This is a genomic window from Nocardioides panacihumi (assembly GCF_039530925.1).
GTDB classification, from domain to species: Bacteria; Actinomycetota; Actinomycetes; order Propionibacteriales; family Nocardioidaceae; genus Nocardioides; species Nocardioides panacihumi.
This window is the reverse complement of record NZ_BAAAPB010000001.1, coordinates 1-25,965: the sequence shown is the minus strand read 5'-3', so window position 1 is coordinate 25,965 and position 25,965 is coordinate 1. Positions and strand designations below refer to the sequence as shown.

Here is a 25,965-nt window from a genome sequence, read left to right as displayed (position 1 = left end):
GAGTGCCCGTCGCCCTGTCGCGCAAACTGTCACCGTGATAGTTGGGTCGGTGGGTGATAGCTGCGAACTATCACCGGTCGCCGCAACTATCACGGTGATACTTACGCCGCCCCGCCGCAACTGTCACGGTGATAGTTGGGCCGACCGCCGACCGCCGCACCCGCGAACACACACCGCCGACCAACGAACCGCCAACCTCCGCGCTCCTACTGTGACCGGGACCACATTGGCGTGATCACCTGGAGGCGTCATGACCCGGATCAACCTCACCGTGGACGGCATGAAGGTGAGTGACGACGTCGAGCCGCGGATGCTGCTGGTGCAGTACCTCCGCGAGAGGCTCGGCAAGACCGGCACCGTCGTCGGCTGCGACACCAGCAACTGCGGCGCCTGCACCGTCCACCTGGACGGGGAGAGCGTGAAGTCGTGCAACGTCCTGGCCGTCCAGGCCGACGGACACGACGTGACCACGATCGAGGGGCTGGCCACGAACGGTCAGCTGCACCCGGTGCAGGAGGCCTTCCGGGAGTGCCACGGCCTGCAGTGCGGCTACTGCACGCCCGGGATGATCATGCAGAGCATCGACCTGCTCAACCACAACCCGCACCCGAACGAGCAGGAGATCCGCGAGGGGCTCGAGGGCAACCTCTGCCGCTGCACCGGCTACCACAACATCGTCCGCGCCGTTCAGTACGCCTCCGGCCACCTGGCCGCGGCCGCCGGGAGCAGCGGCGCCCCGCAGGAGGTGACTCCGGCATGACCGCCGTGGAGGCCCAGCCCGAGACCAAGGAGATCGGTCGCGACCGCCGCCGCAAGGAGGACGCCCGGCTCATCACGGGCCGCACCCGCTGGACCGACAACATCCAGCTCAACGGCATGCTGCACATGGCCATGGTGCGCAGCCCGTTCGCCCATGCACGCATCACCAGCATCGACACCGACGCAGCGAAGGCGGCGCCGAACGTGCTGGCGGTCCTCACCGGTCAGGACGTGGCCGATGACCAGGGAGTGATGGCCACCGCCTGGCCGCTCTCGGCCGAGCAGAAGAGCCCGACCCACCTCCCGATGGCCGTGGACCACGTCGCCTTCGCCGGCGAGGTCGTCGCCCTCGTCATCGCCCGCAGCGCCGCCGAGGCCCGCGACGCCGCCGACCTGGTCGAGGTGGACTACGAGGAGCTGCCCGCGGCCCTCGACCTCAAGGAGGCGGCCGAGGACAAGGTGTTGGCGCACCCCGATCTCGGCACGAACGTCTCCGCGGTGTGGGTGCTCGACTCGGGCGAGGCCGGCACCGGAGGCAACGTCGACGAGGTCATCGCGCAGGCACGCGAGGACGGCATCGTGATCGAGCGGGAGTACCGCCAGCAGCGGCTCATCCCCGCGTTCATGGAGCCGCGCTCGACCGTGGTCGATCCGACGGGTGAGCAGATCACCATGTGGACCTCCAGCCAGATCCCGCACATCACGCGGTTCCTCCTGGCGGCGACGACGGGCACGTCCGAGTCCAAGATCCGCGTGATCGCACCCGATGTGGGCGGCGGGTTCGGCGGCAAGCTGCAGACGACGCCCGAGGAGTGGCTCGTCTTCGTGGCGGCCAAGCGACTCGGCAAGCCGGTGAAGTACACCGAGACCCGCTCGGAGTCGCTCGTCGCGGCCCACCACGGTCGTGACCAGTGGCAGAGGCTCACGCTCGCCGCCACGAAGGACGGCCGGCTGACCGGGCTGAAGGTGGACCTCCTGGCCGACATGGGCGCCTACATCGGCCTCGTCGGCGGCGGCGTCCCCGTGCTCGGCGCCTGGATGTACAACGCGATCTACAAGTTCGACGCCTACCAGTTCAAGACCACCAACGTGATCACGAACAAGGCGTGGGTGGACGCCTACCGAGGCGCCGGTCGGCCGGAGGCCACGTACGCGATCGAGCGGCTCGTGGACGAGCTCGCCGCTGAGCTCGGCATGGACCCGCTCGAGCTGCGCGAGAAGAACTGGATCAAGCACGAGGAGTTCCCGTTCACCACCGTCGCCGGCATGACCTACGACTCCGGCAACTACGAGGCCGCGACCGCCCGGGCCAAGGAGCTCTTCGGGTACGACGAGCTCCGCGCCGAGCAACGTGAGCGCCGTGAGCGCAACGACACGGTCCAGCTCGGCATCGGCGTCTCGACCTTCACCGAGATGTGCGGTCTGGCGCCGAGCCGGGTGCTGGGCCAGCTCAACTACGGCGCCGGCGGGTGGGAGCACGCCACCATCCGGATGCTGCCCACCGGCAAGGTCGAGGTGCTGACCGGCACCTCGGCCCACGGCCAGGGTCACGAGACCGCGTGGTCGCAGATCGTCGCCGACCGGCTCGGCGTACCTTTCGAGGACGTCGAGGTCCTCCACGGCGACACCCAGATCGTGCCCCGCGGCATGGACACGTACGGGTCACGCAGCCTGGTGGTCGGCGGGGAGGCGCTCGTCCTCGCGGCCGACAAGGTGGTCGAGAAGGCGAAGCCCATCGCGGCACACCTGCTCGAGGCGAGCGTCGACGACCTGGAGTTCAAGGACGGCCGCTTCGGCGTCCGCGGCACCGACCAGGGGATCGGCATCACGGAGGTCGCGCTGGCCAGCTTCGCGGCTCACAACCTGCCGGACGGGGTGGAGCCGGGCATCGACGCGGAGGCGACGTACGACCCCGTCAGCTTCAGCTTCCCGCACGGCACCCACCTGTGCGCGATGGAGGTCGACACCGAGACCGGGGAGACCCGGATGCGGAAGTACACCTGCGTCGACGACATCGGCGTCATCATCAACCCGCTCATCGTCAGCGGACAGGTGCACGGCGGCCTCCTGCAGGGGATCTCGCAGGCGCTCTGGGAGGAGGCGGTGTACGACGACTCGGGCACGCTCGTCAGCGGCACGTTCACCGACTACCTGCTCCCGACGGCGGCCGACACGATCAGCTTCGACATCGACCACACCACCTCGCCGTCGACGACCAACACCCTCGGGACCAAGGGCGTCGGTGAGGCCGGCACCATCGCCTCGACACCGGCGGTCGTCAACGCCGTGGTCGACGCGATCCGGCACCTCGGCGTCAACGACGTCCAGATGCCCTGCACCCCCGAGCGGGTGTGGAAGGCCATCAACACAGCGGGCTCCGGCGGCGAGACGGTCGACGCGGCGGTGCCCCACCTCAGCACCGAGGAGGGACAGGCATGATCCCCGCACCGTTCGACTACATCGCCCCGACCAGCGTCGAGGAGGCGCTGGCCGCGCTCCAGCAGCACGGCGACGACGCGAAGATCCTGGCCGGGGGGCAGTCGCTGCTCCCGGTGCTCCGGATGCGCCTCAACGCGCCGGAGATGATCATCGACCTGGGCCGGATCGATGCGCTGCGGGGGGTGCGCGACGACGGCGACGCGATCGTGGTCGGTGCGATGACCCCGCACAGCGTGGTCGGTGCGGACCCGCTCGTGGCCGAGCACGCAGCGCTCGTCACCAAGGCGGTCGCACACCTCGCCGACGCCCAGATCCGCCATCGCGGCACCTTCGGCGGTGCACTCGCGCACGCCGACCCGGCGGGTGACCTCGGTGGCCCGGCCCGCGCCCTCGACGCGCAGTTCGTGATCGCGGGGCCGGGCGGCACGCGGACCGTCTCGGCCGACGACTTCTTTGTCGACCTCTTCGAGACCGCCATCTCCGACGACGAGATCCTGACCGAGGTGCGCCTCCCGAAGCACACCGGCTGGGGCGCCCACCACGAGAAGATGGTGCGGGTCGCCCACCAGTGGCCGATCTGTGCGGTGGCGGCCACCGCGCGGGTGCAGGACGGCACGATCGCGGACATCGCCATCGGCCTGGCCAACATGGGCTCGACGCCGCTGCGCGCCCGCGGGGTCGAGGAGGCGCTGCGCGGGCAGCGGGCCGACGAGGACGTCATACGGGCGGCCTGTGCGCGGGCAGCCGAAGGGGCACACGCTCCGTCGGACCTCAACGGGAGCGCCGACTACCGCAACCACGTCGTGACGGTCATGTGCCGCCGAGCGGTCCTGGGGGCAGTGCAGGGGGCGGGCGCCTGATGGAGCTGACCCACAGCTTCACCGTCCCGGGGTCGGTCGCGGAGACCTGGGACCGGTTCGGCGACATCGCCTCGCTCGCGGAGTGCTTCCCGGGGGCGCAGGTCACGTCGGTGTCCGGCGACTCGTTCGAGGGGACGGTCAAGGTCAAGCTCGGCCCGATCGCGCTCGTCTACGCCGGCTCGGGCACCTTCGTCTCCAAGGACGAGGCGGCGCACTCCTTCGTCGTCGAGGCGAAGGGTCGCGACAAGCGCGGCAACGGTACGGCGGGCGCGACCGTGTCGGTGACCATGGGCGACGCCGCCGGGACCGCCGACGGGACGGACGTCACCGTGCGGACCGACCTCTCGATCACCGGCAAGCCAGCACAGTTCGGCCGTGGCGTGATGCAGGACGTCTCCGACAAGCTGCTCGGGCAGTTCGTGGCGTGCCTGGAGCAGCGGTCCGGCGCACCCGAGGCGGACCAGGACGCCGAGCCCGCCTCGGCGCCGACGGGCGCGGCGGCGACCGCTGCGCCGGGGGGCGACCCGGACGCGGGCCCCGCCTCGACGCCGCTCCAGACGTCCCCGGAGCCCGCACAGTCTCCGCAGCCCGCGCAGCCCGGGCAGCCTCCGCAGCCCGGGCAGCCCCCGGCCGGTGGGCGATCGGCCGCCTCCACGACGTCGACGACCCCCGGTCCACCACCGGTCGACGACGCGCTCGACCTGGGTGCGACCGTGCTGCCGGTGCTGGTGAAGGGCTACTGGAAGCAGGCGGCGGCCGGCGTCGCCGTCCTCGCGATCATCATCTGGCTGATCCGCCGCCTGACGGACGTCGACCAGGTGTGACGTCTAGGACGCGCGGACGCCGTTCGCCGTGGGGGTGAGCAGCGGCTCGAGCCTGCTGATCGCCAGGACGCCGATGACGAGCGAGCCGGCGACCAGGGAGGCGACGTACAGCCACGACAGGTCGTTCTCGATGAGCAGTCCTGCGATCGGCGGCGCGATGACCTGGGGGAGCTGGAAGCCGAAGGAGTTGAGCGCGTTGGCGCGCCCGCGGGTGCGGTCGGTGGCGAGGTCGTTGACGATCGCCGGGATGCTCGGCTGCAGCAACGTCTCACCGAACGCGAAGATCGTCGTGCAGGCACACACGAGCAGCGCCGCGGTCAGCGTGCCGGGCCACAGGCCGGCGCCGCCCAGGCACACCCAGGAGACGGCCCAGACCACGCCCATCACGGCCAGCACCCGGGTCCGCCGCCGGCCCTCGATGCGCTGCAGCACCACCAGTTGCAGCACGACGATGACGGCGGTGTTCGCGGCGAACGCGAAGCCGAGAGCACGTGTCGAGACGCCGCCGACGACCGTCGCGAACGCGGTCATGCCTGCGTTCAGCTGGGCGTAGCCGACGAACGCCGCGACGAGGGTGACCACCAGCAGTGTCCGCACGGCGGGGGTGCGCAGCAGGGTGAGGTAGCTCGGCCGCTCGCCGTCCTCGTCCTCGTGGACCGGCCGTCCTGCGACGTGGCGCAGCGGCACGGCCAGCACGAACGCGCTCGGGAGGAAGGTCGCTGCGTCGAGCAGGTAGATCGCCTGGAACGTCGAGAGCCGGTCGACGTCGACGACCAGCCCGCTGATGATGCCGCCGAGGCCGATCCCGAGGTTGAGCAGCGTGAAGTTCACGCCGTAGTACCGCTGCCGCAGCTCGGTCGGGACGATGGCTGCGATCAGGCTCTGCGACGCGGGCCAGATCACGCCGAAGGCCAGTCCCTGGAGCACGAGGGCGAGCGCTGCGACGGGGATGGTGGAGGCGAATGCGAGCAGCACGCTTCCGGCGATGAGCAGCACCTGCACGCCCTGCATGACCTTCCGCGCGCCGATCCGGTCGATGAGGGCTCCTCCGGGGGCGACGACGGCGAAGCCGACCAGCGAGCCGAGGCCGATCAGCATGCCGGTGGTGCCGAGGGAGAAGTCGCGCACCTGGTGCAGGTAGACGACGGCGAACGGCAGCGTCAGGCCGCGCCCGAGGAAGTCGACGACGACGAGGGAGAGAAGCAGCTTGCCCTCGCGCGGCAGGTCGTGCCAGAAGGAGCTGAGGCGGGGCCGTGCTGTCATCGTCGACACGAGATCATGCAATCACCTGGCACACCTGTCACTCGAATCAATTCCGGCGCTCACGCGCGAGATGGCCCCTGTGTGTCATGCGGCCGATGGTCCGCGCCCCCTAGGCTGCGTTGGCGTGAAGCGGATCGCTGCGTACGTCGCAGGCATCGCCGCGATCGCCGGACTGCTCTGCCTGCCGGCGATCTGGAGCGGCGACGCCTCCTCGGGCGCGCGCCCCGACCTGCCGTGGAAGGCCCGCTGGGACGCCGTGCTCGGCACGAGGCCCCTGGTCCTCGTCGTGGTCGTGCTGGCGGGTCTCGTCGCGGCGGTGGTGGCCGGCCGGATCGGGGCGGAGTCGGGCGAGCGTGCGCCGTCGTACGCGCGCCGCGACGCGCCACCTGACGGCATCGGCCCCGCCCAGGCGGTCCACGTGCTCGGCGAGCGGGTGACCACCCGCACCTACGTCGGCACCCTCCTGCACGCCGCGCACCTCGGCGCGGTCTCCCTGCGCCGCGACGACGCGGGCTGGGTCCTCACGCGGGGTCATGACGCGCCCGTCGACGAGGTCACGCGGCTCGCCTACGAACCGCTGCTGGAGGCGGGCCCGTTCCACGCCTCGCGGACGAGTGCCGAGGCGGGGGCCGCACTCGACGGTGCGATCCAGCGCGTGCGCAGCGAGACGAGGGCGTGGGGCGTCCGCTCGGGCACCATGGGCCGACTGGGGCTCACCGGGGGCTGCGGGGTGCTCCTGGTGGTCGGGATCGCCCTGGTGGGCGCCTGCGTGGTGCTGCAGCCGTTCGGCATGTCGATGCTCGGGCTGCTCCCGGGGGCGCTGGTCGTCGGCGCGGTCTCGGCTGCGCGCGCAGGTGCCGGCACGCGCCACACCCGTCGCGGCCGGGAGCTGTGGTCGCGGGTCGGCGGCTTCCGACAGACCCTGACGACGCCGTCGAGCAGGCACCGCTTCGGCTTCTCCGGGCGGGAGGAGCTCTACACGGCGTACGTCCCGTGGGCCGTGGCCTTCGGCTGCACGCGGCAGTGGGCGCAGAAGTATCGCAGCGAGGTGGGCGTGGAGCCGCCGGTGCCGCCCTTCCTCGGGGCCTACAGCGGTGAGCACACCGGTGACCACGTCGACGCGGTGGTGCACAGTCTCAGCAGCACGGTGACCGACGCGATCGCGACGGCGGCCGCCGGCAGAGGCTCCTCCGGTGGGGCCGGCGCCACCGCGGGCCGCTGGGACTAGCGCCGCGCTAGAACACGTTCAGCGGCCGGAACTGCACCGAGATCCGCGGGCCCGCGTGGGCGACCTTGGGCACCGCGTGCTCCCACGTGCGCTGGCAGGAGCCGCCCATCACGACGAGGTCGCCGTGCCCCATCTCGACCGCGATCGACCCGCGCCCGCTCGTCGGCGCTCCGCCGCGGGGTCGCAGGCACAACCGGCGCGGGTCGCCGAGCGAGACGATGGCGACCATCGTGTCCTGCGACCTGCCTCGCCCGATCGTGTCGCCGTGCCAGGCGACGGAGTCGCGGCCGTCGCGGTAGTAGCAGCAGCCGGCCGTGCGGAACGGCTCGCCGAGCTCGGCGCGGTAGTGCTCGCTCAGGGCGTCGCGCGCCTCGTCGAGCACCGGGTGGGGCAGGGCGTCTCCGGCGAGGTAGGTGTGCACCAGCCGGGGCACGTCGACCACGCGGTCGTACATCTCCCGCCGCTCCGCGCGCCACGGCACCGCCTCGACCAGTCGCGCGAATACGTCGTCGGCCCGCGGCAGCCAGTCGCGATGGACGTCCACCCACGCCCCGCGGGACAGGGGTGTGCGCTCCAGCCGGTCGAAGCCGATGCCGGGCGGCGCCTCGAACAGAGAGCCCTGGAACTCCATGGGTGCCACTCTACGCCCTCCTTCGAACAGGTGATCGAACGATTTCCCCGGTGAGCCGCACGAGTCCGCCAGATCCACGGACAAGGCGGCGCTGATTTACCTACGCTGGCCCGCGTGGAGAACGTGCTGGCGCCTGGGGGGCGCGCGCTCAAGCACGAGAAGATCCGTGAGTACGTCCGTGCGCTCGTCGCCGACGAGCTGCCCGGCTCACCCGCTCCGTCCGAGCGCGAGCTGGTGAACCGTTTCGGCGTCGCCCGGATGACGGTGCGCCAGGCGCTCGACGCGCTGGTGGGCGAGGGTCTGCTCGAGCGGATGCCCGGCCGAGGGACGTTCGTCGCCCGGCCGCGGCGCGTCTCGACGCCGGTGCTGTCCTTCAGCGAGGAGATGACCCGCCGGGGGATGGTGGCCGAGTCGCAGACCCTGCTGATCCGTGTCGAGCAGGCACGCGCCGGCGTGGCGCGGTCGCTCGGCATCACCGAGGGCGATGCCGTCATCCACTGGAGGCGCCTGCGGCGCGCGGACGGTGCTCCGCTGTGCGTGGAGGACGCCTACCTCAACGAGGTGCTGCTGCCCGGTTTCATGCAGGGCCCCATGCCGATCAGCCTGTACGACGAGCTACGCGTCCGCGGCCTGCGCCCGACCTGGGTCGAGGACGCCGTCACCGCCGACGTCGTGATGGGCGACGAGGCGGCGCTGCTGGGTCTCTCGCCCGGCTCGTCGGTCGTCCGCAAGCACCGCCGCGCGCTGGCCGACGACAGGGCCGTCGAGGTGTCGCGGGCGGCGTTCCGTGCCGACCGGTACACGCTGCGCGTCAGCCTCGGCAGCAGCGACTAGCGGATCTCCAACCGGCCGAGCGGTGCGATCACGTCGCCGCTCTCCTCGCAGACCCAGACCGGGTCCGGACCGCCGAGGTCGGGGGAGATGTAGAGCGAGTGCTCCGGCGTCTCGCGGGGGCACCCGTGGCACAGAGGCCACCGGCTCCCGCTCTCGAACAGCGCATCCTGGACGTCCTGCGCGACGAGCCCGGCGACGTACTGCGCCCCTTCAGGCCACTGGTCGGCCCACCAGCCGCGCTCGGAGACGGCGTCCTCCAGCGCGTTCACGGCGTCGGCGGTCGCCTGTCCACGGGTTTGCAGGTCGGCGAGGACGAGGGCACGGGCCTCGAACAGCAGTGCGGCATCCATCACCTCCATGGTCCCGCAGGGGCCAAACGCCGCTGCGACGCTGGCCCGATACTGGGCGGGTGATCCTCATCGACCCCCCGCTGGTCCACGCCCACGGTCGGCTCTGGTCGCACCTGGTGAGCGATGAGTCCTACGACGAGCTGCACGCCTTCGCGTCCACCATCGGCATCCCGGCGCGCGGCTTCGACCGGGACCACTACGACGTCCCGGCCGAGCGGTACGACGACGTGGTCGCCGCCGGCGCCGTCGCGGTCAGCAGCCGCGAGCTCGTGCAGCGGCTGCGGGCGGCCGGCCTCCGCCAGCGCAAGACTCGCCCCAGCTGACCCCGTTCTTCTGCCGAGACGTCAATCCGTCCGGTCCGAGACGTCAATCCGTATCCACGGATCGACGTCTCGGACCGGACGGATTGACGTCTCGGCAGAAGGGGTGTCAGATGCCGAGCGGGGCTTCCGTGGCCTGCTGGGCGTCGCCCAGGGCGACCGCCTCCTCGACGGTCGGCGCCCCGGCGGCCGCCCGGCCGCGGCGGGTCAGCGCCAGGCCGGGAAGGGCGATGACCAGGCCCATGAGGCCGGCCAGGGCGAAGCCCCAGGACCAGCCGCCGTGGTCGAGCGCGAGGCCGATGATGGGCGCGCCGACGGCGCTGCCGAACGTCAGCGCCGAGCCGTGCCAGCCCATCGCCTCGCCACGCACGCTCGCCGGCACGCTGCGCGAGAGGTCGTCGACAGTGGCGGTGATGGTGGGCGCGCAGAAGACGCCCGAGAGGGTCAGCAGGAGTGCGAACCAGAACAGGTTGCCGTCGGGAGCCAAGGCGACCAGCGCGGTGGTGCCGGCGAGGCCGACGAGCAGCGCGGCGGCCGACGGGTGGCGGTGCAGGGCGCCGTACACGATGCCGCCGATGGCCGAGCCGGCTCCCCACAGGGCGAGCGTCCACCCGATCGCCGTGGTCTGGTCCCAGTCCCGCAGCGCGGCCACCGTGGAGAGGTCCTCGCCGGTGAGGATGACCGTGCTCGTGACGGCGATGACCAGGACCATGACGACCGACGGGGTCATCCACGACCGGACCGACACCTTCCCGGCCGAGAGGTCGGAGTGCTGGCTGTTGAGGGGAGGGTTCGCGATCCACAGCATGATCGCGCCGCCCACGACGCTGAGCTGGCAGATCAGCAGCGCCACCGGAGTCGGGAGGTAGGTCGCCGCCAGGACGCCGAGCACCGGGCCGACGAGGAAGGTGAGCTCGGTGGCCACCGAGTCGACCGAGAGCACCGTCGTCCGCTGCCGGTCGGGGACGTGGCCGATCAGCACCTGCCGGATGATCGAGAAGCTCGGCACCGCGAAGAGGCTGGCGACGCCCGCGACCACCACGAGGGGCCAGTAGCTCAGCCATGGCGCGATGCTCCACGCCACCGCGCCGATCACGATCGACGGCAGCACCGTTGCGCGCAGGCCGACGCGGTCGAGGCGCCGGCCGCGCCACGGGCTGCTCACTGAGAGCGCGACCGCGACGATCGTCGACACGAGGCCGGCCTCGGTGTACGAGCGGCCCAGGTGGGTGACGACGTGCAGCGTGATGACGACGCCCGCGGCCCACAGCGGCACGCGGATGAACATCCCCAGCAGGAGGATCCGGCGTACCACCGGGTTCTTCAGCACCTCGGCGTACGTCGCGAATCCCACGGGGAGGATTCTCCCTGGAGCCCGGCCTCCGAGACGAATTGTTATCCGGGGCCTACTGCTGGCCCTCCGCGAGCTCCAGCAGCTCCGCCTCGAGGTTGGCGTGGGCGACCGCCTCCCAGGCGTCTCGCGCGTACGCCGTGTGGAAGATCGTGTCCTTCTCCAGCAGGTGCCGCAGCACCTGCGCGCGGCCCTTGCGGAAGTCCTCGGCGTCGAGGTGGGCGTACTCGTCGCGGACCGCCGCGCGGTACTCCGCGTAGCGCTCGGGGCCCGTGGCGAGGATCGCCAGGTCGGCGTCGGAGAGCGCGCAGCCATTGGCGTCCGCGTCCTCCGGTCGGTGCGTCTCGGTCAGCCTGACCAGCCGCGCGACCTCGGCGACGACGGGCGGCTCGACGCGTCCGTCGAGGGCGTCCTCGGCCCACACGGCCGACCGCTCCTCGGCGTCGCGCTCGCCGTCGTAGACGCTGTCGTGGAACCACGCGGCGAGGGTCACCGGCAGCTCCTCGAAGCGGGTCCCGGCCTCGCGCAGCTCCTCGAGGCGCGCGAGCACCTCGGCGAGGTGGCGGCTGCCGTGATAGCGGCGGCCGGGTTCGTCGTACGCCGCCTGCAGCTCGTCGCGAAGCGCGATCGCGTCAGGCAGGGGCCAATGTTGAGGCAGCTCCACGTGCGTCATTCAACCCGACATCCCCGCCGACGGCGAGGTCAGGCGTCCCAGCCGCGCAGCCACTGCGTGTGCGGCGAGGCCTGCAGCTTCTCCAGGGCGGCCTCGGAGACGTGCCCGGAGACGTCGGTGACGACGTATCCCTGCTCGCCGCGGGTCGCGAGGTACTGCCCGGTCACGTTCACGCCCTCGGTCGCCAGGATGTTGTTCACCTCGGCCAGCACGCCCGGCACGTTGACGTGCAGGAAGCCGATCCGGGCGCCCTCGACCAGCGCGGGCGGCTGCACGGCCGGCAGGTTGACCGACAGCTCCGTCGAGCCCTGGAGCTGGAAGTTCCTCAGCTTGGAGGACACGAAGTAGCCGATGTCCTCCTGCGCCTCCTGCGTCGAGCCGCCGACGTGCGGCGTCAGGATGACGTTGTCGAGGCCGCGCAGCGGGGACTCGAACTCGTCGCCCTGCGCCTTCGGCTCGATCGGGAAGACGTCGAGCGCGGCGCCGGCGATGTGGCCCGCCAGGATGTGCTCGCGCAGCGACTCGGTGTCGACGACCATGCCGCGGGCGGCGTTGATGAAGATGCTGCGCGGCTTCATCCTCTTGAACTGGGCGTCGCCGAAGATGCCCGCGTTGCCCGGGCGCCCGTCGACGTGCAGGCTGACGACGTCGGCCTCGGCCAGCAGCGCGTCCATCGTGGGCATGCGGCGGGCGTTGCCGTGGGCGAGCCGGTCGGCGATGTCGTAGTAGACGACGTACATCCCCATCGCCTCGGCGAGGTTGGACAGCTGCGTGCCGATGTTGCCGTAGCCGACGATGCCCAGCGTCCGCCCGCGCACCTCGTGGGAGCCCTTGGCGCTCTTGTCCCAGATGCCGGCGTGCATCTTCTGCGTCTTCTCCGGCAGCCGCCGCGCGAGGCTGATGATCTCGGCGATGACGAGCTCGACGACGCTGCGCGTGTTCGAGTACGGCGCGTTGAAGACTGCGATGCCGCGGCCAGCGGCGGCCGCCAGGTCGACCTGGTTCGTGCCGATGCAGAAGCAGCCGATCGCGGTGAGGTCCGGGGCGCTGTCGAGCACCCGCTCGGTGATGTGCGTGTTGGACCTGATGCCGAGCAGGGTGACCCCGGGGAGCGCGGCGGCCAGCTCGTCCTCGGACATGCTCGCGGTGCGCAGCTCCACGTCGAAACCGGACGCCTCGAGGTTCTCGACGGCGACGGGGTGGATGTTCTCGAGCAGGAGCGCCTTGGCCATGGCTCCAGCGTAAGGGGGGCCGCTGACGGCTCCGAGTCGCGGCTTGACCGGCGAGACGGTGGCGCCGGCCGTGTCACATCTGCCGGGAGCCGGTCGTCGAAACCGTGACAGCACCCGATCAGGAGGAGTCAGCCATGACCGCCATCGACAGCATCACCATCGAAGCGCCCGACCCGGCCGCCGCCACCGCCTTCTACGACGCCGCCTTCGGCCTGGGCGACCGACTCCGGGTCCGCGGCGCCACGTCGCCGACGTCCGGGTTCCGCGGGTTCACCCTCTCGCTCCTCGTGTCGCAGCCGGCCGACGCCGACGCGCTGCTGCACTCCGCCCTGGACGCCGGTGCGACGACGGTGAAGCCGGGTGCCAGGAGCCTCTGGGGCTACGGCGGCGTCGTCCAGGCCCCCGACGGGACGCTCTGGAAGGTGGCCACCTCGTCCAGGAAGGACACCGGTCCGGCCACCCGCGACGTCGAGCAGGTCGTGCTGCTGCTCGGCACCACCGACATCACCGAGAGCAAGCGGTTCTACGTCGAGCGCGGGCTCTCCGTCGCGCGCAGCTTCGGTCGCAAGTACGTCGAGTTCGACTCTGCGTCCGCGGGCGTGAAGCTGGCCCTCTACGGCCGCAAGGCCCTCGCCAAGGACGCCGGCGTGCCGCAGGACGGCGACGGGTCGCACCGCATCGCGATCGGCGCGGACGCCGGGGTCTTCACCGACCCGGACGGGTTCGAGTGGGAGGGCGCGACTGTCTGACGCGCGTGGTTGGATCGGGCCAGCGACCTTTGCGATCACAGGGAGAGACGATGACCACGTCGGCCGCCGACAGCCACGACCTGATCAGGGTCCAGGGCGCTCGCGAGAACAACCTCAAGGACGTCAGCATCGAGCTGCCGAAGCGCCGCCTGACCGTCTTCACGGGCGTGTCGGGGTCGGGCAAGAGCTCGCTCGTGTTCGGCACCATCGCCGCCGAGTCACGACGGCTGATCGACGAGACCTACTCGACCTTCGTGCAGGGCTTCATGCCGAACCTGCCACGGCCCGAGGTCGACGTGCTCGAAGGGCTGACGACCGCCATCCTGGTCGACCAGGAGCGGATGGGCGCCAACGCCCGCTCGACCCTCGGCACCGTCACCGACGCGAACGCCATGCTGCGCAGCCTGTTCAGCAGGCTCGGCAAGCCGTACATCGGCGGGCCCACGGCGTTCTCCTTCAACATCCCCACGACCAGGGCGAGCGGCGTGATGACCGGCCCCAAGGGCGAGAAGAAGATCGTCAAGGACGCGGTCTACCTGGGCGGCATGTGCGCGGAGTGCGAGGGGCGCGGCACCATCTCCGACCTCGACCTGTCCGTGATCCTCGACGAGTCGAGGTCGCTGGCGCAGGGCGCGATCCTGGTGCCGGGCTACACCGCGGACGGCTGGATGGTCGCCACCTTCATCGAGTCCGGCTTCTTCGACAAGGACAAGCCGATCGCTGACTACTCCGAGAAGGAGCGGCACGACCTGCTCTACAAGCAGACGACGAAGATCAAGGCCAAGGGCATCAACGTCACGTACGACGGGCTGATCCCGAAGCTGCGCAAGTCGATGTTCTCCAAGGACGTCGACTCGCTCCAGCCCCACATCAAGGCGTTCGTCGAGCGGGCGGCCGTGTTCAAGACGTGCCCGGAGTGCGACGGCACCCGCCTCAACTCCTCGGCGCGCTCCTCGAAGATCAAGGGCCTGAGCATCGCCGACGTCTGCGCCCTGCAGGTCACCGACGCGGCGCAGTGGCTGCGCGGCATCGACGACCTGGGCGTGGCCCCGCTGGTCGCCAACCTGCTGCACCTCTTCGACTCGTTCGTCGAGATCGGTCTGGGCTATCTCTCCCTGGACCGCCCCTCGGGCACGTTGTCCGGGGGTGAGGCTCAGCGCACCAAGATGGTCCGCCACCTCGGGTCCGCCCTGACCGACGTGACCTACGTCTTCGACGAGCCCACCGTCGGGCTGCACCCGCACGACATCGAGCGGATGAACACGCTCCTCCTCGAGCTGCGCGACAAGGGCAACACCGTGCTCGTCGTCGAGCACAAGCCCGAGACCATCGCCATCGCCGACCACGTGGTCGACCTCGGCCCCGGCGCCGGCACCGGAGGCGGCACCGTCTGCTTCGAGGGCACGGTGGCGGGGCTGAAGAGCTCCGGCACCCTCACCGGACGCCATCTCGACCACCGTGCGGTGCTGAAGGAGAGCGTCCGCACGGCCTCGGACCACCTCGAGATCAGGGGTGCGTCGGAGCACAACCTGCGCGACGTCGACGTCGACGTCCCGCTCGGTGTGCTCTGCGTCGTCACCGGCGTCGCGGGCTCGGGCAAGTCGTCGCTGATCCACGGCTCGGTGGCCGGGCGCGAGGGCGTCGTGGTCGTCGACCAGGGGGCGATCAAGGGCTCGCGGCGCAGCAACCCGGCGACGTACACGGGGCTGCTGGAGCCGATCCGCAAGGCCTTCGCCAAGGCCAACGGCGTGAAGCCCGCGCTGTTCTCGGCCAACTCCGAGGGTGCCTGCCCGACCTGCAACGGCAACGGGATGATCTACACCGAGCTCAGCTTCATGGAGACGGTCGCGAGCGTGTGCGAGGACTGTGGCGGAAAGCGCTTCCAGGCCGCCGTGCTGGAGCTGCGCTTCGGCGGCCTCAACATCGCGGAGGTGCTGGACCTGCCGGTCGCGGAGGCGCACGCGTTCTTCGCCGCCGGTGACGCGAGGACGCCGGCCGCGGCCGCGGTCCTCGCGCGTCTGGAGGACGTCGGTCTCGGCTACCTCAAGCTCGGCCAGCCGCTCAACACCCTCTCCGGCGGCGAGCGTCAGCGCATCAAGCTGGCCACGCACATGGCGGAGCAGGGCGGCGTCTACGTGCTCGACGAGCCGACCAGCGGCCTCCACCTCGCCGACGTCGACAACCTCCTCGCCCTGCTCGACCGGCTGGTCGACTCGGGCAAGTCGGTCATCGTCATCGAGCACCACCAAGCGGTCATGGCGCACGCCGACTGGATCATCGACCTCGGCCCCGGGGCCGGCCACGACGGCGGGACGGTCGTCTTCGAGGGCACACCCGCTGTCCTGGTGCGCGCCGGGTCGACCCTGACGGGCGAGCACCTCGCGGCGTACGTCGCTCCATGACCCCGCGGACGTCATACGTGGTGGTCGCCCGAGCAACCACCACGTATGACGTCCGGGCCGTCAGTCGCCCTTGACGTTGACGATCTGCCGCAGCGTGTGCCGGATCTCCACCAGGTCGGCGGCGTCCGCCATCACCTGGTCGATGTCCTTGTACGCCGCCGGGATCTCGTCGATGAAGGCGTCGGTGTCGCGGTACTCGATGCCCGCCATCGCCACCCGCAGGTCGTCATGGGTGAACCGTCGGCGGGCCGCGTTGCGCGAGTGGCTGCGGCCGGCCCCGTGCGGCGCCGAGTTGAGCGCCGCGGCGTTGCCGAGCCCCGAGACGACGTACGACGCCGTGCCCATGCTCCCCGGGATCAACCCGGGCCGTCCGGCCTCCGCGTTGATCGCCCCCTTGCGGGACAGCCACACCCGCTCACCGAAGTGCGTCTCCGGCTCGGTGTAGTTGTGGTGGCAGTTGATCTCCTCGGTCCGCTCGACGCCCTGCCCGTCACCGGCTCCGACCCACTCGCCGAACTGCCGGATCACGCGGTCCATCATCTCCTCGCGGTTGAGCAGCGCGTAGTGCTGCGCCCACCGCATCTCGGCGATGTAGCGGTCGAACTGCGGCGTCCCCTCCTCCAGGTAGGCGAGGTCGCGGTGCGGCAGACGGACGTCCCGGTCGCGGCAGTGGGCCTGGGCGACCTTGATGTGGTGCTGGGCGATCCTGTTGCCGACCCCTCGCGAGCCCGAGTGCAGGAAGAGCCAGACCCGGTCCGCCTCGTCGACGGTGACCTCGATGAAGTGGTTGCCCGATCCGAGCGTGCCGAGCTGGAGCTCCCAGTGCCGGGCGTAGGACCCGGGCTCGAAGCCGGCGCCCTGCGCCTCCTGGGTGAGGATCTCGAGCCTGCGCTCGGTGTGCTCGCGGCTGACCTTGCGGTTCGCGGCGCCGGCGTTGAGCGGGACGGCCCGCTCGATGGCCTCGCGCAGCGGCCGACGGTCGGCCGGCAGGTCGTCGCGCGTGAACCTGGTCCGCACCGCGATCATGCCGCAGCCGATGTCGACGCCGACCGCTGCCGGGATGATCGCGCCGAGGGTCGGGATGACCGATCCCACCGTCGCGCCCAGCCCCAGGTGGGCGTCGGGCATCAGCGCGATGTGCGGGTGGATGAACGGCATGCGAGCCGCCGTCACCGCCTGCTCGCGCGTGCTGTCCTCGAGGATCGAAGCCCAGCTGAGGAGCTTCGGGGTGATCTGCTTCATCGTGGGTTCCTGCGTCGTGGCCCTTCTCGTGTGTCCGGTGCCCGCCGGGCGGCGGGCCGACGCACGAGGCTAGGGACGCGGAAATCGCTTGTGCGACGGATTTGCGGCGTGGGAGGGCCCAACCGCAGCGCCGAGTGGGACCTTCGGCCCTGTCGAGGCCCCGGCCTAGCGCGTTCGCTTGATGCGAAGGAGCGTGACAGAGATGACGTCAGCGACGGGACCCGTGCGGGTGCAGATCAGGCTGCGAGGCGGCGCCGACTATCAGGCGGGGGACGAGGCGCGCGCCGCGATCGAGGATGCCATCGCCAGCGCGCACTGCGCGGTCCGATCCGCCGAGGTCGTCGTGAACGTCCGCGACGACCCTGCGTCAGCGTCCGCGGCCGAGGTCGAGGCGGTGCTCGAGGTGGGCCACACGTTCGTCCACGCCGACCGCTTCGCGCCGACGGTCTCGGAGGCCATCTACCTGCTCGAGCACCAGCTGAGTGCCGAGCTGATCCGGCACGGCCGGCGTGCACAGACCGCGCGGCGTGTGCCGCGTCGGCGCCGCGCGATCCTCCACCCTTGAGTGCCTGGGCCACCCCGGGGTGGTCGAGACACTCAAGCCCGCTCGACGTCGTCCGCGTCCACGATCCGGTACGCGTACCCCTGCTCCGCGAGGAAGCGCTGGCGGTTGGCCGCGAAGTCCGCGTCGACGGTGTCGCGGGAGACGATCGTGTAGAAGTGCGCGACCTTGCCCGGCGCGCCCGGCCTGAGCAGCCGGCCGAGGCGCTGCGCCTCCTCCTGGCGCGAGCCGAACGACCCTGACACCTGGATCGCGACCTCCGCCGAGGGCAGGTCGATGGAGAAGTTGGCGACCTTCGAGACGACGAGCAGGCCGACCTCGCCGGCGCGGAAGGCGTCGTACAGCCGCTGCCGCTCCTTGATCGTGGTCTCCCCGGAGATGACGGGCGCGTCGAGCGCGTCGGCGAGCTCGTGGAGCTGGTCGAGGTACTGCCCGATGACCAGCGTCGGCTGGCCGGCGTGCCGCGCGAGCAGCGAGCGCACCACCGAGACCTTCTCGCGGGCGCAGGCGGCGAGCCGGTAGCGCTCCTCGGGCTCGGCGGTCGCGTAGGCCAGCCGGTCCGCGGACGGCAGCGTCACGCGCACCTCCACGCAGTCCGCCGGCGCGATCCAGCCCTGCGCCTCGATGTCCTTCCACGGCGCGTCGTACCGCTTGGGGCCGATCAGCGAGAACACGTCGCCCTCGCGGCCGTCCTCGCGCACCAGCGTCGCGGTCAGCCCGATCCGGCGACGCGCCTGCAGGTTCGCGGTCATCCGGAAGATCGGCGCGGGCAGCAGGTGCACCTCGTCGTACACGATGAGGCCCCAGTCACGCGCGTCGAGCAGCTCGAGGTGCGGATAGACGCCCTTCCGCTTCGTCGTCAGGACCTGGTACGTCGCGATGGTGACCGGCCGGACCTCCTTGGTGGACCCGGAGTACTCCCCGATCTCGTCCGCCGTCAGCGACGTCCGCCGGACCAGCTCGTCCTTCCACTGCCGCGCGGAGACCGTGTTCGTGACGAGGATGAGGGTGGTCGCCCGGGCGTGGGCCATCGCGGCGGCGCCGACGAGCGTCTTCCCCGCCCCGCACGGCAGCACGACGACGCCCGACCCACCGTGCCAGAACGACTCGGCCGCTTCGCGCTGGTAGGGCCGCAGCTCCCACGACGTCTCGTCGAGGTCGATGGCGTGGGCCTCGCCGTCGACGTACCCGGCGTAGTCCTCGGCCGGCCAGCCCAGCTTCAGCAGCGCCTGCTTGAGGTTGCCGCGCTCGCTCGGATGCACCGCGACCGAGCCCACGCTGTCGGGCACCGGGTCGATGCGGGAGCCGAGCATGCCCTGGATCTTCTTGGCGCGCAGCACCTCCTCGAAGACCGGCAGGTCGTTGGACGCGAGCACGAGCCCGTGCGTCGGGTGCTTCTCCAGGCGCAGCCGTCCGTAGCGGGCCATCGTCTCGGCGATGTCGACGAGCAGCGCGTGCGGGACCGCGTAGCGCGAGAACTCCAGCAGCGCGTCGACGACCTGCTCGGCGTCGTGTCCGGCCGCGCGCGCGTTCCACAGGCCCAGCGGCGTCAGCCGGTAGGTGTGGATGTGCTCCGGTGACCGCTCCAGCTCCGCGAACGGGGCTATCGCCTTGCGGGCGTCCCCCGCACGAGGATGGTCGACCTCCAGGAGCAGGGTCTTGTCAGACTGCACGATCAGGGGGCCGTCGCTCACGACAGACAAGGGTACGGGCGGGTCCTCCGGACCGGCCTACTCGCCGGAGAAGCGCGGCTCGCGCTTCTCGACGAACGCCGCGACCGCCTCGGCGTGGTCGGCGGTCCCGTGCATGAACGCCTGGACGTCGGCAGAGGTGTCGAGCACCTGGTCCAGGGAGAGCGTGGCGGCCTCGCGGAGCAGCTGCTTGCCCGCGCGTACGGCGACCGGCGGGTTCGCCGCGATCCGGTCGGCGATCTCCCGCGCGGCAGCGAGGAGGTCCCCGGGAGCGACGACCCGGGACACGAGCCCCCACTCCAGCGCGGTCTCGGCGGAGATCCGGTCGCCCGTCAGCGCCATCTCGGCCGCGCGCGCTGCGCCGACGACCCGTGGCAGCAGGAAGGCGCCGCCGTCGCCGGGGATGAGGCCGACCTTGACGAAGGACTCCGCGAAGAACGCCTCCGTCGAGGCGATCCGGATGTCGCACATCAGCGTCAGGTCGCAGCCCGCGCCGACGGCCGGCCCGTTGACGGCCGCGATGAGCGGCACCGGGCAGTCGAAGAGGGCGCGCGGGATCCGCTGGATGCCCCGCCGGTAGCCGTCGGCGATCTCCGCGCCGGTGCCTCCGAACATCCCGGACCGCTCCGCCATCGCCCTGACGTCGCCGCCCGACGAGAACGCGGACCCCGCGCCGGTGATGATCACGGCCCGCACCGACACGTCGCCGGTCACGCGGGTCGCGGCGGCCTCGATCGCGTCGACCATGGGCGCGTCGGAGATCGGGTTGCGGCGCTCCGGCAGGTTGAGCGTCCAGGTCTCGACGTGTCCGTCCCGGGTGATGAGCAGCGGCTCGGCCATGGTCGCGACCCTAGCGGCCGCCGGTCGAACGGGCGCCTGGCCGCTCACCGCTCGACGGGCCGCACGTCCCGGATGCGGTGCACCGCGAACGCGCGCGTCTCGTCCACGCGGCTGTCGACGGCGACCAGCTGGCCACCCTCGACGCGCACCGGCGAGACGACCCGGTCGGCGAGGGTGCCGTGGTTGTCGACGTACGTGATGACGACGGCGACCGACGTCTCGACCGCCTCGCGGAGCGCGGCCAGCGCGTCCGCGGGCGTGAGCTGCGCCGTCGAGCGCCCCGAGGCCGCGGCCTCGTCGCCCGCGCGCAGCGCCCGGACCACCGCGGCGACGCGGGCCGACTCGCGTGCCTCGGCGGCCGGCGAGCGGTGCGACCGGGGCGTCCGCGCCCGGAGCTGGTCCGGCCGGGCCACGTGGACGGAGCCGTCGGCCGCCTCGACGACCGGGGCCGCGCCCAGCTCGCGGAGCCGGGGGAGGAGCACGTCGATCGGCGTCGACGAGATCAGAACCGTCGGCGCGATCCTGCGCAGCCCCAGCGTCGCCGCACGCGGGTGGTGGAGCAGCTCGGTCAGCGCGGTCTCGTCGTCGGCGCGCAGGAACGCCTCGGCGTACCCGACCCGGATCGAGCCGAACGTCCGCGCCGCGTCGTCGACGAGGTAGCCGAGCGGTTGCGGCACGGGTGTGCGCGACACCGAGGCGAGGAAGCCGTGGACCTCCGCCGCGCTCCACCCCGCCTCCAACGCGCGCCGGACGCTGGCCGGCGTGAAGCGGTAGACCGTCGCCCCGCCCCGCGACTCCACGTCGGCGATCAGCTGCAGGCTGCGCGCGAGCGCCGGCTCGAGGGGCCCGGGGGCGACGGCCGTCAAGTCCGCCTGCAGCAGCACGTGGTCGACGGGGTCCGGCATCAGCTCGGCGAGCGCGGACGCCGGGTCGCCACCGTCGACCAGCGCACGCGCGTACGACGCGAGGCCCTCCAGGCCCGTGACGCCGAGCGTCGCCGCCTCGGTCAGGATGTGGACGACCAGGTCGGTGCGTTGGCGCGGCCGGCGGGGCCGCAGCCACCCGAGCCGGGCGACCAGGCCGGGGACGCCCGTCCCGGCGGCCAGCACCTCGCCGTCGGGGAGCAGGGCGAGCTGGGCCAGCGTCATCCGGCGGGTCTCCTGGACGAGCGGGCTGACCAGCTCGGGCTGGAGGGCGTTCCACACCTTGCCGGCCTGGTCGCGCTCGCCGACCACGCTCGGGGTGCGGTCGCTGGCCAGCCACGCCGCGGCCAGCGTCGCCCAGCGTTCGGCGACGGGTTCGGCGCACCAGGTGTCGAAGCGGTCGGTCGGGAGCCAGGCCGGGCTGCCCTCCGGGTCGGCCGCGGCGGTGACGAGTCCGGCTTCGTGGGCGACCTCGACGAGGAGGCCGGCCGTCGGCTCATCGACGTGGAGCCGGGCGGCCGTCGCGCGCAGGTCGCGCACGCCGAGGCCGCCGGAGCGCAGGGCGGCGGGCGGGGCGGCGCCCCACCCGTCGACGAGGAGCTCGGTGCGTCGTACGGCCTCGAACGCGGCGCCCGCCGCGATCTTGTCCACGAGCGCCCGCGCGCGCGGCGACGTCGGCACCTCGGGTGCGACGTCCACAGGCTCGACGGTCGTGTGGCCGCGTACGGCGATCCCGGCCTCGCCCGGGACCACCATCGGGCCGCCGGCGCGCGCCACGAGCAGGCCGCGCGCGATGAGCTCCTCGGCGGGCGTGGCAGCATCGGCGACCGACACGGTGGTGCGTGCACTGGTGACCGCCTCGCCACCCGCGTCGACGACGTGCTCCAGCATGGCCCGCGCGGCGGGCGAGACCTGCTCCACCAGGGGCCGTACGTCGGCCGGTGACCGCCCCTCCGTCGCCGGTCGCAGCCCGCTGATCGTGCCGAGCGCGTCGGTCACGCCGGTCAGGGCGCGCAGCCCGGCGTCCGACTCCCAGACGACCGCGAGTCCGAGCAGGTGGTCGAGCGCTGCCCGGACCGTCTCCGGGCGGGCGTTGACGACCTCCTCGAGCGCCTCGGGCGTGGTGTGCTGGAGGACCACCACGGCGTCGAGCACGACCAGCTCGGAACGCGTGAGCTGGTCGAGCGCGCGCTGCTGCGAGGCGCGCGTCGCGGCCCGTGACGCGAGCTGTCCGGAGTCGTGCGGGGCAGGTGTCGCGAGGTCGGGCCGGGCGTGCAGCAGCGCGGCGATCCGCTCGTCCGGCCAGGCGCGCAGCTGGTCGGCGAGCGAACGGAATCCGCTGCTGGAGGTCATCCTGCTCAGGCTACGGGGTCCAGATGTGGTGGGATGTGCCTGTGACTGATCGGACTTTCTCCTACCAGCCCGGCGGTTGGTTCGGGATCGTGGGCGAGCACGCGACCGTCCTGTTGCCGGGCAGCGAGAAGGCCCGCGCGGGTTCGTTGTGGGCGCTCGTCGACGACGGCGCGGGCTTCGACGCCGTCCTGGACGCCCTGGTCGCCGACGGGTTGACGTCCCTGCCGGGCTTCGTTCTGCTCGCGAGCGACGGCGACACCACACGGGTGGTGATCCGCGGCGACGCGTCCGCGACCTTCGAGACCGCCGAGGGCACGGTGCAGGTCGCCGGCTCCGGGATGTCCATGTGGGTCGAGCGGGTGCTCCACGAGGTCGGTCGCCTGTCCGTCACGCTGCCCGGTGAGCTGCCGTCCGGTCCGCAGCTGCAGGTGGCCGCCGGTCTGATCCGGCTGGCCGGGCTCGAGACGCCCGTCGAGGCCGCTGCGCCGGCCCCGGGGCCGACCGCTCCGCCGCCGAGCTCGCCGCCGCCGACCGCGCTTCCGCCGACCGCGCTTCCGCCGACCGCGCTTCCGCCGACCGCGCTTCCGCCGACCGCGCTTCCGCCGACCACGCCCCCGCCGAGGCTCGAGCTCGTGCCCGACCCGCTGACCGACGAGATCGACCTCCCGGCGCCGGAGGACGAGGCGCCGACCGACGACGACGTGCTCGGCGAGCCGCCCTCCTGGACGCCGCCCGCGGCCGTCCCTCCGCTCCCGCCGGTGCCGCCCGCGCCCACGCTCCCGCCGCCCCCACCGCTGCCGACGATCCCGCCGCTGCCGACCGTGCCGCCGCCACCGGGGCCCCCGCCGGTTTCCGAGTGGGACGACGCGCTGACCGAGCAGATCCCGGCCATGACGCCCCCGCCCCCGCCCGTGCCTGAGCCTGAGCCGGAGCCCGAGCCCGAGCCTTCCTGGGAGCGTCCGGGCCCCGTCGCCCATCTCTCGTTCTCGAGCGGCAACGAGATCGACGTCGACGGACTCGTCGTGATCGGCCGTGCTCCCGGCGCCGGTCGGTTCCCGGCCGACGAGGAGCCGATGCTCGTCACGGTGCCGAGCCCGCACGCCGAGATCTCCTCGACGCACCTCGAGGTGCGTCCGGGCACGGGAGACGACCACGGCAGCGCGGTCGTGACCGACCTCGGCTCGACGAACGGCACGCTGCTCGTGCAGCCCGGTCAGCGACCTGAGGAGCTGCGGCCCGGCGTACCCGTCGTCCTGCAGATCGGCGCCATGATCGATCTGGGCGACGGTCTGACCATCCGGGTCAGCGAGGCCTGAGCGCGGACCCGGGCTCCGACACCCCGGACGGGGTGCGGTAGTCCGTCAGTCCTGCTTCGCCGGCTCGGCGACGTCGTCGAAGACCTCGGGCCGGTGGATGATGTGCGCGTGGCTGAGCGGCCACACGAGCGCCACCACCTTGCCCACCACGAGGTCGGTCGAGACGTACGCGTCGTTCTTGTTGCAGTCGGGACCGTCGTCGGCGGTGCACAGGTGGAACGAGCTGTCAGCGGACTCGTCGCGGTTGTCGCCCATCACGAAGAGCTTGCCCTTCGGCACCGTCGCCGACCATCCCGAGCACCCGGCCATCGGGCCGTCGCAGTCCTGCTGGGGGTCGATGAAGGAGTCCTCGGCGAGAGGCGTGCCGTTGACCGAGATGCGGCCGTCCTTGTCGCAGCACACGACCTTGTCGCCGGCGACGCCGATGACGCGCTTCACGAGGTGGCCGCCCGAGGGGTAGAGCCCGATCTTGGCGAGCGTGCTCGCGACCGGGCTGGTCGGACCCGCGTCCTCGCCCTGGTCGAGCCAGTCGCCGGGGTCCTTGAAGACGATGATGTCGCCGCGCTGCGGGCTGCCGGTCCAGTACGACGGCTTCTCGACCAGGATCCGGTCGTTGATGACCAGCCCCGGCTCCATGGAGCCGGACGGGATGTAGAACGCCTGGACGAAGAACGTCTTCACGATCACCGCGAGCCCGACCGCGACGACCAGCAGGATCACGGTCTCCCGGAGGACCTTCCAGGAGCTGCTGGTCGCTCCGGTGCGCTCGTCAGTTGTCACGAGCGGGACCTTATCCACCGAGTGGTGACGACGAGGCCGGGGACGTCTGAAGCGCACGCCGTCCATCATGGCCCCACCCGACCCGGCCGCACCCGAACCGGGGCGCCGCTGCGCGGAGGCGGCGTCTAGCATCGACGCCGTGAGCGAGTCGGGGCAGCTGGTGGTGGGGTTCGACCTCGACATGACCCTCATCGACACCGTCCCGGGCTTCCGCGACGTCCTCGTCGCGCTGGGCGACGAGCTGGGCGTCGAGTTCCCGGTCGACGAGATGACCGCCAAGCTCGGGCCGCCGCTGGACATCCTGCTGGCGCCGTACCTCCCCGCCGACCAGATCGCCGCCGCCGGCGACCGCTTCCGCGCGCTCTACCCCGAGCACGCCATCGAGAGCGTCACGGCCTTCGAGGGTGCGCACGACGCGCTCGCCGCCGTCCGTCGCCACGACGGGCGGGTCGTGGTCGTGACGGGGAAGTACGCCGCCAACGCCCAGCTTCACGTCGACCACGTCGGCTTCGAGATCGATCACCTCGAGGGCTGGGTCTGGGGTGTCGGGAAGGCGGACGTGCTGCGCCGGGAGGGCGCCAGCGTGTACGTCGGCGACCACGTCCACGACGTCGAAGGCGCACTGGCCGCCGGCGTCCTGAGCGTCTCGGTGCTCACCGGCGGCTGCACGCGCGACGAGCTCGAGGCGGCCGGCACCCACGTGATCCTTGACGACCTCTCCCAGTTCCCGGCGTGGCTCGACGCGCACCTGGCAGGAACGGCCGCGCACCGCCCGCCCCCGCTCGGCTAGGCTCTGTCGGCCCGGGTGCAGATGCCCGGTCCCAGTCTCACGAGCAAGAAGAGGTCAGTCCGGTGCCTACTGGCAAGGTGAAGTGGTTCGACGCGGAGAAGGGTTTCGGCTTCCTGTCCCAGGAGAGCGGTCCCGATGTCTACGTCCACGCCGACGCCCTCCCGGCCGGCGCCGCCAAGAGCCTCAAGGCCGGCACCCGGGTCGAGTTCGGCATCGCCCAGGGCCGCCGCGGCGACCAGGCGCTGCAGGTGCGCATCCTCGACACGCCGCCGTCGGTGTCGAAGAACGTGGCCGCCGCCAAGCGCCGCAAGCCCGAGGAGATGACGGTCATCGTCGAGAACGTCATCAAGCTGCTCGAGGACATCCGTGAGGGCTACGAGCACGGCCGACCGCCGGGCCGGGACCTGGCGAAGAAGGTGAGCCCGGCCCTTCGCGTCCTCGCTGACGAGTTCGAGCTCTAACGCCTCACGCCCTCACGCCTAACGCCGAGGTCCGGGTTCTGGTCCGTCGAGATCCGGGTTCGGGTCCGTCTATCGCGACCCGAACCCGGATC

General features: G+C 71.9%; 24 protein-coding genes. 13 read left to right on the top strand and 11 right to left on the bottom strand.

Annotated elements, in window-relative coordinates:
- Nucleotides 1-250: 250 nt before the first annotated feature.
- The 4 genes from ABD205_RS00120 to ABD205_RS00105 are packed head-to-tail and all read left to right on the top strand — an operon-like array spanning nucleotide 251 to nucleotide 4,882.
- On the top strand, nucleotides 251-760 hold the full coding sequence (locus ABD205_RS00120; protein WP_344041143.1) for a (2Fe-2S)-binding protein: 510 nt from the start codon (nucleotides 251-253) through the stop codon (nucleotides 758-760).
- The gene (locus ABD205_RS00115) at nucleotides 757-3,198 is read left to right on the top strand and encodes a xanthine dehydrogenase family protein molybdopterin-binding subunit (protein ID WP_344041141.1); all 2,442 of its coding nucleotides are present in this window, start codon (nucleotides 757-759) and stop codon (nucleotides 3,196-3,198) included. Before ABD205_RS00120 ends, ABD205_RS00115 begins: the two co-directional genes overlap by 4 nt.
- Nucleotides 3,195-4,058: an FAD binding domain-containing protein gene (locus ABD205_RS00110; RefSeq protein WP_344041139.1), complete on the top strand. Its 864-nt coding sequence runs from the start codon at nucleotides 3,195-3,197 to the stop codon at nucleotides 4,056-4,058. The genes ABD205_RS00115 and ABD205_RS00110 overlap by 4 nt, the downstream gene beginning before the upstream one ends.
- Complete coding sequence (locus ABD205_RS00105; RefSeq protein WP_344041137.1) at nucleotides 4,058-4,882, top strand: SRPBCC family protein; 825 nt, start codon at nucleotides 4,058-4,060, stop codon at nucleotides 4,880-4,882. The genes ABD205_RS00110 and ABD205_RS00105 overlap by 1 nt, the downstream gene beginning before the upstream one ends.
- A 3-nt stretch (nucleotides 4,883-4,885) precedes the next feature.
- On the opposite strand, the gene ABD205_RS00100 is transcribed toward ABD205_RS00105, so the two are convergent.
- The gene (locus tag ABD205_RS00100) at nucleotides 4,886-6,145 is read right to left on the bottom strand and encodes an MFS transporter (protein WP_344041135.1); all 1,260 of its coding nucleotides are present in this window, start codon (nucleotides 6,143-6,145) and stop codon (nucleotides 4,886-4,888) included.
- 124 nt (nucleotides 6,146-6,269) lie between these two features.
- On the opposite strand from ABD205_RS00100, the gene ABD205_RS00095 reads away from it, so the two are divergent.
- Nucleotides 6,270-7,373, top strand: a complete 1,104-nt coding sequence (locus tag ABD205_RS00095) for a DUF2207 family protein (protein ID WP_344041133.1) — start codon at nucleotides 6,270-6,272, stop codon at nucleotides 7,371-7,373.
- Between the two features lie 7 nt (nucleotides 7,374-7,380).
- Here ABD205_RS00095 and ABD205_RS00090 read toward each other — a convergent pair whose 3' ends face one another.
- Nucleotides 7,381-8,004, bottom strand: a complete 624-nt coding sequence (locus ABD205_RS00090; RefSeq protein WP_344041131.1) for an alpha-ketoglutarate-dependent dioxygenase AlkB — start codon at nucleotides 8,002-8,004, stop codon at nucleotides 7,381-7,383.
- Between the two features lie 114 nt (nucleotides 8,005-8,118).
- Between ABD205_RS00090 and ABD205_RS00085 the strand changes: the two genes are divergently transcribed.
- On the top strand, nucleotides 8,119-8,838 hold the full coding sequence (locus ABD205_RS00085; RefSeq protein WP_344041129.1) for a GntR family transcriptional regulator: 720 nt from the start codon (nucleotides 8,119-8,121) through the stop codon (nucleotides 8,836-8,838).
- On the opposite strand, the gene ABD205_RS00080 is transcribed toward ABD205_RS00085, so the two are convergent.
- On the bottom strand, nucleotides 8,835-9,188 hold the full coding sequence (locus tag ABD205_RS00080; RefSeq protein WP_344041127.1) for a hypothetical protein: 354 nt from the start codon (nucleotides 9,186-9,188) through the stop codon (nucleotides 8,835-8,837). The genes ABD205_RS00085 and ABD205_RS00080 overlap by 4 nt on opposite strands.
- A gap of 59 nt (nucleotides 9,189-9,247) precedes the next feature.
- On the opposite strand from ABD205_RS00080, the gene ABD205_RS00075 reads away from it, so the two are divergent.
- Complete coding sequence (locus tag ABD205_RS00075) at nucleotides 9,248-9,511, top strand: DUF4031 domain-containing protein (protein WP_344041125.1); 264 nt, start codon at nucleotides 9,248-9,250, stop codon at nucleotides 9,509-9,511.
- Between the two features lie 106 nt (nucleotides 9,512-9,617).
- Here the strand turns inward: ABD205_RS00075 and ABD205_RS00070 are convergent, their stop codons facing one another.
- The 3 genes from ABD205_RS00070 to serA are packed head-to-tail and all read right to left on the bottom strand — an operon-like array spanning nucleotide 9,618 to nucleotide 12,764.
- A complete protein-coding gene (locus tag ABD205_RS00070; protein ID WP_344041123.1) occupies nucleotides 9,618-10,862 on the bottom strand; it encodes an MFS transporter in 1,245 nt (414 codons plus the stop codon).
- A gap of 52 nt (nucleotides 10,863-10,914) precedes the next feature.
- On the bottom strand, nucleotides 10,915-11,532 hold the full coding sequence (locus ABD205_RS00065) for an HD domain-containing protein (protein WP_344041121.1): 618 nt from the start codon (nucleotides 11,530-11,532) through the stop codon (nucleotides 10,915-10,917).
- Between the two features lie 29 nt (nucleotides 11,533-11,561).
- Nucleotides 11,562-12,764 (bottom strand): phosphoglycerate dehydrogenase, encoded by a 1,203-nt coding sequence (gene serA, locus ABD205_RS00060; RefSeq protein ID WP_344041119.1) that lies wholly within the window; start codon nucleotides 12,762-12,764, stop codon nucleotides 11,562-11,564.
- A 134-nt stretch (nucleotides 12,765-12,898) separates the two neighbouring features.
- Between serA and ABD205_RS00055 the strand changes: the two genes are divergently transcribed.
- Nucleotides 12,899-13,513, top strand: a complete 615-nt coding sequence (locus ABD205_RS00055) for a VOC family protein (RefSeq protein WP_344041117.1) — start codon at nucleotides 12,899-12,901, stop codon at nucleotides 13,511-13,513.
- A gap of 50 nt (nucleotides 13,514-13,563) precedes the next feature.
- A complete protein-coding gene (locus tag ABD205_RS00050; protein WP_344041115.1) occupies nucleotides 13,564-15,915 on the top strand; it encodes an ATP-binding cassette domain-containing protein in 2,352 nt (783 codons plus the stop codon).
- A 60-nt stretch (nucleotides 15,916-15,975) separates the two neighbouring features.
- Here ABD205_RS00050 and ABD205_RS00045 read toward each other — a convergent pair whose 3' ends face one another.
- On the bottom strand, nucleotides 15,976-17,157 hold the full coding sequence (locus tag ABD205_RS00045) for an RtcB family protein (RefSeq protein WP_344041113.1): 1,182 nt from the start codon (nucleotides 17,155-17,157) through the stop codon (nucleotides 15,976-15,978).
- A gap of 202 nt (nucleotides 17,158-17,359) precedes the next feature.
- Between ABD205_RS00045 and ABD205_RS00040 the strand changes: the two genes are divergently transcribed.
- Nucleotides 17,360-17,722: a hypothetical protein gene (locus ABD205_RS00040; protein ID WP_344041111.1), complete on the top strand. Its 363-nt coding sequence runs from the start codon at nucleotides 17,360-17,362 to the stop codon at nucleotides 17,720-17,722.
- A gap of 32 nt (nucleotides 17,723-17,754) precedes the next feature.
- On the opposite strand, the gene ABD205_RS00035 is transcribed toward ABD205_RS00040, so the two are convergent.
- From ABD205_RS00035 to ABD205_RS00025, 3 genes are read right to left on the bottom strand one after another with little or no spacing between them, the layout of a single operon-like run.
- Nucleotides 17,755-19,413 (bottom strand): DNA repair helicase XPB, encoded by a 1,659-nt coding sequence (locus ABD205_RS00035; RefSeq protein ID WP_344041109.1) that lies wholly within the window; start codon nucleotides 19,411-19,413, stop codon nucleotides 17,755-17,757.
- A 36-nt stretch (nucleotides 19,414-19,449) separates the two neighbouring features.
- On the bottom strand, nucleotides 19,450-20,250 hold the full coding sequence (locus tag ABD205_RS00030) for a crotonase/enoyl-CoA hydratase family protein (RefSeq protein ID WP_344041107.1): 801 nt from the start codon (nucleotides 20,248-20,250) through the stop codon (nucleotides 19,450-19,452).
- A gap of 44 nt (nucleotides 20,251-20,294) precedes the next feature.
- Nucleotides 20,295-22,526: a helicase-associated domain-containing protein gene (locus ABD205_RS00025; RefSeq protein WP_344041105.1), complete on the bottom strand. Its 2,232-nt coding sequence runs from the start codon at nucleotides 22,524-22,526 to the stop codon at nucleotides 20,295-20,297.
- 41 nt (nucleotides 22,527-22,567) lie between these two features.
- Between ABD205_RS00025 and ABD205_RS00020 the strand changes: the two genes are divergently transcribed.
- Nucleotides 22,568-23,842 carry an FHA domain-containing protein gene (locus ABD205_RS00020; protein ID WP_344041103.1) on the top strand — a complete coding sequence of 425 codons (1,275 nt, stop codon included), beginning with the start codon at nucleotides 22,568-22,570 and terminating at the stop codon, nucleotides 23,840-23,842.
- A 45-nt stretch (nucleotides 23,843-23,887) separates the two neighbouring features.
- On the opposite strand, the gene lepB is transcribed toward ABD205_RS00020, so the two are convergent.
- Nucleotides 23,888-24,622, bottom strand: coding sequence for a signal peptidase I (gene lepB / locus ABD205_RS00015; protein ID WP_344041101.1), 735 nt, complete (start codon nucleotides 24,620-24,622; stop codon nucleotides 23,888-23,890).
- A 139-nt stretch (nucleotides 24,623-24,761) separates the two neighbouring features.
- On the opposite strand from lepB, the gene ABD205_RS00010 reads away from it, so the two are divergent.
- Together ABD205_RS00010 and ABD205_RS00005 are read left to right on the top strand one after the other, a co-directional pair.
- On the top strand, nucleotides 24,762-25,412 hold the full coding sequence (locus ABD205_RS00010; RefSeq protein ID WP_344041099.1) for an HAD family hydrolase: 651 nt from the start codon (nucleotides 24,762-24,764) through the stop codon (nucleotides 25,410-25,412).
- 62 nt (nucleotides 25,413-25,474) lie between these two features.
- Nucleotides 25,475-25,873 (top strand): cold-shock protein, encoded by a 399-nt coding sequence (locus tag ABD205_RS00005; RefSeq protein WP_344041097.1) that lies wholly within the window; start codon nucleotides 25,475-25,477, stop codon nucleotides 25,871-25,873.
- Nucleotides 25,874-25,965 lie beyond the last annotated feature (92 nt).

What these genes read in the sequence shown, in the direction of transcription:
- ABD205_RS00080 (WP_344041127.1), bottom strand. Translation starts at nt 9,188, where the DNA reads ATGGATGCCGCACTGCTGTTCGAGGCCCGTGCCCTCGTCCTCGCCGAC.
- ABD205_RS00105 (WP_344041137.1), top strand. Translation starts at nt 4,058, where the DNA reads ATGGAGCTGACCCACAGCTTCACCGTCCCGGGGTCGGTCGCGGAGACC.
- ABD205_RS00100 (WP_344041135.1), bottom strand. Translation starts at nt 6,145, where the DNA reads ATGACAGCACGGCCCCGCCTCAGCTCCTTCTGGCACGACCTGCCGCGC.
- ABD205_RS00040 (WP_344041111.1), top strand. Translation starts at nt 17,360, where the DNA reads ATGACGTCAGCGACGGGACCCGTGCGGGTGCAGATCAGGCTGCGAGGC.
- ABD205_RS00090 (WP_344041131.1), bottom strand. Translation starts at nt 8,004, where the DNA reads ATGGAGTTCCAGGGCTCTCTGTTCGAGGCGCCGCCCGGCATCGGCTTC.
- ABD205_RS00120 (WP_344041143.1), top strand. Translation starts at nt 251, where the DNA reads ATGACCCGGATCAACCTCACCGTGGACGGCATGAAGGTGAGTGACGAC.
- ABD205_RS00050 (WP_344041115.1), top strand. Translation starts at nt 13,564, where the DNA reads ATGACCACGTCGGCCGCCGACAGCCACGACCTGATCAGGGTCCAGGGC.
- ABD205_RS00115 (WP_344041141.1), top strand. Translation starts at nt 757, where the DNA reads ATGACCGCCGTGGAGGCCCAGCCCGAGACCAAGGAGATCGGTCGCGAC.
- ABD205_RS00025 (WP_344041105.1), bottom strand. Translation starts at nt 22,526, where the DNA reads ATGACCTCCAGCAGCGGATTCCGTTCGCTCGCCGACCAGCTGCGCGCC.
- ABD205_RS00045 (WP_344041113.1), bottom strand. Translation starts at nt 17,157, where the DNA reads ATGAAGCAGATCACCCCGAAGCTCCTCAGCTGGGCTTCGATCCTCGAG.
- serA (WP_344041119.1), bottom strand. Translation starts at nt 12,764, where the DNA reads ATGGCCAAGGCGCTCCTGCTCGAGAACATCCACCCCGTCGCCGTCGAG.
- ABD205_RS00055 (WP_344041117.1), top strand. Translation starts at nt 12,899, where the DNA reads ATGACCGCCATCGACAGCATCACCATCGAAGCGCCCGACCCGGCCGCC.
- ABD205_RS00065 (WP_344041121.1), bottom strand. Translation starts at nt 11,532, where the DNA reads ATGACGCACGTGGAGCTGCCTCAACATTGGCCCCTGCCTGACGCGATC.
- ABD205_RS00110 (WP_344041139.1), top strand. Translation starts at nt 3,195, where the DNA reads ATGATCCCCGCACCGTTCGACTACATCGCCCCGACCAGCGTCGAGGAG.
- ABD205_RS00030 (WP_344041107.1), bottom strand. Translation starts at nt 20,250, where the DNA reads ATGGCCGAGCCGCTGCTCATCACCCGGGACGGACACGTCGAGACCTGG.